The 5,586-nt window shown below is 69.3% G+C and carries 4 protein-coding genes; all 4 read left to right on the top strand.

What is annotated here, in order from left to right:
- Positions 1 to 1,321: S8 family serine peptidase (locus tag Q0326_RS06520; protein WP_298688368.1), on the top strand; the 1,321-nt coding region annotated here is incomplete at its 5' end.
- 48 nt (positions 1,322 to 1,369) lie between these two features.
- Positions 1,370 to 3,238, top strand: a complete 1,869-nt coding sequence (locus Q0326_RS06515) for a hypothetical protein (protein ID WP_298688365.1) — start codon at positions 1,370 to 1,372, stop codon at positions 3,236 to 3,238.
- A gap of 13 nt (positions 3,239 to 3,251) precedes the next feature.
- Complete coding sequence (locus Q0326_RS06510; protein WP_298688363.1) at positions 3,252 to 4,286, top strand: hypothetical protein; 1,035 nt, start codon at positions 3,252 to 3,254, stop codon at positions 4,284 to 4,286.
- Positions 4,287 to 4,319: 33 nt separating this feature from the next.
- A partial coding sequence (locus tag Q0326_RS06505) for a hypothetical protein (protein WP_298688361.1) occupies positions 4,320 to 5,586 on the top strand: 1,267 nt, incomplete at its 3' end.

Here is a 5,586-nt window from a genome sequence, read left to right as displayed (position 1 = left end):
CAACGACGTGCGCGACGGCGTCGCGACTGCGGCCGCCACGCTCGACGGCGGCGCGATCGATCGCGTCATCCGCGCCCGCGGCGGCCCGGCGCGGATCGCGCGGCTGCACACCGCCGCCGCCAATATCGCCCGGACCGGCAGCCGCAACCGCGCCTATAGCGACGCCGAGCAGCTGACCGGCATGGCGCGCACCTTCCTCGTCCGCACCGATCCGGCGACGCCGATCGCCGATCTGGTCGAGGCGCTGTCGACGGTCAGCACGGTCGAATGGGCGAGCCCCAATTATGTCGCTACCGCCCCGCTCGAGATGCACGCCCGCGCACAGGCAGCCGAAACAATCGACGACGCCGAGATGTGGGCGCCCTGGGCGATGGTTCGCGCGCCCGAGGCGCTCGCCTACGAACCCGGCGACAGCGCGGTGATCGTCGGCATCGTCGACAGCGGCGTCGCCCCCGACCATCCCGAATTCGTCCGCGGCTTCCGGCGCGGCTACGACACCGTACAACTGGGCAGCGGCGACGTCGCGCCGGGGATCGAGATCCTCGGCACCGGCGTCGACCCCGATCACGCGCCGACCGACCGCTATGTCGGCCATGGCTCAGCCTGCGCCGCGATCATCGGCGCGGAGGGCGCGGGCATGCCGCCGGGCCTCGCCGGCGCGGCGCAGTTGCTGCCGATGCGCGCGCTCGGCGCCGCGCGGCTGCCCGGCAAATCCGCCGCGATCGGGATGGGCGCGATCGCCGACCTCGACGCCGCCGCCAAGCTGGCGATCGACCTCGGCGCGCGCGTGCTCAACCTGAGCTTCGGCACCGACGATTCGCAGCTCGCGCCGCATCTGCCCAAGCCGCATGCCGACGTGATCGCCTATGGCAGCGATCGCGGCTGCAGCTTCGTCGCGGCGAGCGGCAACAATGGCGAGGAGACGGTCTATTGGCCGGCCGCCTATCCCGAGGTGGTCGCGGTCGCCGCGGTCGGCGCCGACGCGCGACCGACCGGCTTTTCGACGCGCGGCACCCATGTCGCGCTGGCCGCACCCGGCGAGCGGGTCTTCACCGCCGCGCTCGATGGGTATCAGCGCGCGACCGGCACCAGTTTCGCGGCGCCCTTCGTCACCGCCACCGTCGCGCTGATGATCGCCAAGGCCGAACGCCGCGCCTTCCCGCTCGAACCCGCGATGCTCAAGCAGATCGTGATCGCCACCGCGCATCCCTTCGCCACCGCGGGCCCGGGCTATGGCAGCGGCGTGCTCGACGCCGCCGCCGCGCTCGCCGCGGTCGACCGGCTGATCGACCGGACCCAGTGCAACACCGAGGATGGATGATCGCCGCCCACGACCCACCGGACGGCCCCAACGCGAAGGAGTTTCCCCATGGAAGACGTACTCACCCTGTTCCACGATCTCGCGGTCCGCGAGCAGACCGAACGCCGCCGGCTCACCGAGCGCGTCAACCAGCTCGACCGCTCGGCGCGCTCACGCGCCGGCACCGGCGTCGGCGGCGCCGCCGACGAGATCTTCTATTCGGTCGAGGAGCGCGACGAGCGCGACAACATCAACAATCTGCTCGCCGCGATCGCCACCAACGAGGAATGGTGCGATCCGGTCTATGTCGCCGCGCGCGACCAGTTCAACGAGCGCGCGAGCATGATGATCGGCTATCTCGCGAATCCGCGCGGCGACGTCGACGCCGATCCCGGCGTCGCGCTGACGATGGCGTCGGGCCACCAGATGGGGCGTCACACGGTCGATGCCGCGCTGACGCTCGGGCTGCTGATCCTCGACAGCGCCGAGCCGCCGCCCGCGGTCGCCGCCAAGGCGACGAGCCAGACCAAGACCGTCAAGAAGCCCGATCCCAAGCCCGAGGACGCCAGCGCGCCGGGGCAGCCGCACGACGCCACCCGGCCGCAGTTCCGGATCAACGCCGATCGCACCGATCCGCGCTGGGCGAGCTTCGGCAAGTCCTTCTACGCCGCGGTCGGCGAGACACAGTCCTACAGCCCGCTGTCGCTGCGCGTCTTCGCACTGCTGTCGGAAGAGGGGGCAACGCCGACCGGCACGCAGATCGCGCATGTCGTCAACGTCGCCGAGTTCGCCAGCGTGATGCGCAACCTTGCCGCCGCCGGCGTCACCAACAGCGAAACGCAGCTCGGCCGCAAGGTCAGCGAGGCGCTCGACAAGGTCCAGAACATCGGCGACGACGGATCGATCGAGATCGGCATCGACCTGCCCGATCTCGAGACCGTGTCCGACGAGGAGATCGTCGCCGACAATATCCGGCTGATGGGCCCGGTGATCTGCTCGGCGATGCTCGACGAGCTCAAGGCTTTCCAGGTCGTCGACAAGCTGCTCGAGAGCGCGCAGAACGGCACGCTGCCGATCGGCAAGGGCAATGCCGGCAAATTGCTCTACAAGCGCTGGAAGGAAAGCCCCAACCGGATCAGCGAGACCGAGCGGCGCGATCTCTATGCGATGACGATGGGCCAGCCCGGCGGCAATCCCGCGATCCAGGGCAATACCGACTTCAACGATCTGTGGCTGCGCTTCGTCTCGTCGGTGTCGCAGTTCGTCCGCCAGCAGGATGTCGACAAGCTGCTCCGTGCCGCGCTGCCCAGCGCGGTCGGCGCGCAGCAGATGCGCAAGGCGGCGCGCGATCTCGCCACCAACCTGTCGCTGCATGGCTATGGCATGACCTATTATGCCGCGCTCGAGCTGCAGGGCGAGGTCAAGTCGATGATCCAGCTGCTCGGCGATCCCGAGATCCGCGCCTCCTACGGCGCGCGCGACATGTGGCAGGTGATCGACCAGATCGCGACCACCGAGCTCGGCGGCGCGCGCACCAGCACGCGCTACCGCACGCTCGCCACCTGCGGCGCGATCATCACGGCATGGCTGGCCAACAACATCGCCAAGATCATGCGCCCGACCGGTCCGCTGATCGACATGATGGACGTGCGCTCGCCGGTGCCCCGCACCGCCGGCACCAAGGCGACGAGCACGCCGACCGACTATGATCTGGTCAACGCCTGCGAGCTGTGGCTCGCCGACACCGCGGTCTCCGAGACGCGGATCGACGAGATGGCGCAGCCGCGGATGTCGCCGGTGATGACCTCGAAGCCCGTCCAGATGCCCGCCTTCGCGCGCGAGTTCATGGACGAGATTCCCGGCATGGAGGCGGGCGTCGGCATGGGTCTCGGGGCGTCCGCCGCCCCCGCCCGGTCGAACGGCGCCCGCTACAATTGAGAGGATCGTTAAGATGGCCAATCGTCCCCTGTCCGATACGGTGACGCGCCGCCTGGCCCAGGCGGCGCGGGCGCTCGGCACCGCCGATCCCGGCCCGCCGATGGCCGGGCTGATCGCGCGCACCTTCCCGCTGCCCGCCGGCGACCCGCGCTATGCGCGCAACGCGCTGGCGCCGATGGCGGCGCCGTTCGAACCCAGCTTCTCGGAAACCCAGCCGGGCAAGCTGCGCTTCACGATCGAGCCGCTCGAGCCCGCCGCGGCGGGCGTCGACCGCCGCGACGAGGCGACGCGCGAGATGCGCCGGCTGGTCGGCGCCTTCCTCGGCCGCGACACGCTGCGCTGGTTCGACGAGCGGTCGGAGCCCTATCGCGGCTTCGGCAGCGGCGGCAACCTCGATTATGGCGCCTTCTTCGGGGCCTCGACCGATCGCGACGGGCTCTATGCCTCGAAGGTCTATTACGAGACGCAGGGCGATCAGGCGGTGCAGCTGCCACCCGCGCTGTTCCAGCTGGTCGCCACCGCGCAGCGCCTGCTGCCCGCGCTGCGCCCGCTGTTCACGACGATCAGCGCGCAGCGCGACGCCGGCGGCCAGCGGCTGACCTTCCTCTATCCGCAGGCGCTCAAGCTCGCCGAGCTGCAGCCGATGATGGACGCGCTCGGCATGGGCGACCGCCTACCCGCGGTGATGCAGATCTTGGGGCTGGTGCTCGGCGGCCGCTTCGAGCTGCCCCCCGGTGCGACGCTGATCGCGCTCGGGCAGACGCCGCAGGGCCCCGAATTCGAGCTCTATGTCCAGCTTTCGCAGATCCCGGACCTGCCGCCCGAATTCCTCAGCCTGCTGACGCTCGGGCTCGGCGAGCGTCCGCGCGAACTCGCCGCGCTGAGCCGCTGGATGAGCGCCTTCACCCCCGACGACGACGTCTGGCCGGGGCGCTTTTCGATCCTGTCGGTGCGCACCGGCCCCGCCTTCCCGCCGCGGATCAGCCTGTATCTGCGCCCCGCCGAGTTCGAGGTCAGCCCGCAGGCGCTCCAGCAGATCGCTGCCTGACGTCGTCCGCCGCCATCAACGAGGACCGTTTCGATGCATCCGCCCTCCGCTCCCCCACCCACCCGCACGCCGCGGCCCGAAGTCCGCGATGCGGTGCGCGACCTGCTGATGCGCAGCCAGGCGTTCGCCGCGCTACCGCCCGACCGCCAGCGCCAGGTCGCGCAGGATACTGCCAAGATCGCCAATTATCTCGTCGCGCCCGACAATATCGAGGGCAACCGGATCGCCGGCGGGCTCGGCATGCCCGCCGCACGCGGGATGGCGCAGGAGGGAAGTTACGCCGACGACAGCAAGCAGGTCAGCGCCATCGGCAATTCCCCGTTCGACGCGAGCGCGATCCACGAGGGCGTCGACGCCGCCAAGGATTATGTCCAGGGCGTCAATTTCCCGGGCTTCGTCGCCGGGCTGATCTCGAACGTGTTCGAGGCGATCGTCCACACCTCGATGGAGCAGATGGAGGAATATGGAAAGCTCGTCGCCTCGGTGTCAATGTCGCTCGGCCAGTTCATGCAGGACAATGTCTCGGAGAACCAAGGCCGCGACCATATGCAGGAGAAATTTCCGGACATGTTCGACATCGGCGTCGACGACATGTCCGACGATCCGCAGCCGCGTCTGCAATTGCGCGAAGGGGTCGACGAAAGCACGGCGCTCGCGCGCGTCAACAGCTCGATCAGCTTCGAGAATGGCGCGCTGAAGAGTCTCGATCTGTCCGACGAGAATGTCGAGCGCGCGCTCGTCGTCGGCGCGCGGATGCAGCTCGCCAAGCAGCGCCAGCAAATGATGGCGAGCATGATCCTGCTCGGCATCAACCGCATCGTCGTCACCGACGGCAAGATCGCCGCGAAAGTGCTGTTCGACTTCCAGGCCGGCAGCACGCGCACCAAGAGCCGCAGCGCGCAGGCGATGGACATGGCGCGCGACGCCTCCGGCAATGTCCAGACGACCTACGCCGGCGAAGGCTCGTACGACAGCGGCGGCACGCGCAAATATGACAGCCAGGACGGCAATGTCAGCTCGAGCAGCGACCGCTTCAGCAAAGGCACGTACAAATATGAGAACAAGCCGATCATCACCGCGATGAGCGCCGCCAAGGAGGCGAGCGAGGAATCGCTCAAGGTCAAGGCGAGCCTGTCGGGATCGGTCGAGGTCAATTTCAAGAGCGACTATCTGCCGCTCGACAAGATGGCGACCCCGGGGATGATCGCCGCGATCCAGGGCAATTCGACCCCGGTCGACCCCAATGTCCTGCCCTCGGCGCGGGTCGCGACCCCGCCGGCGCCCGCCGCGAGCGCGTCGG

Source organism: uncultured Sphingomonas sp., assembly GCF_937859915.1.
Taxonomy (GTDB): Bacteria; Pseudomonadota; Alphaproteobacteria; order Sphingomonadales; family Sphingomonadaceae; genus Solisphingomonas.
The sequence above is the reverse complement of the archived record's forward strand: the minus strand, read 5'-3'. Positions and strand labels throughout refer to the sequence as shown.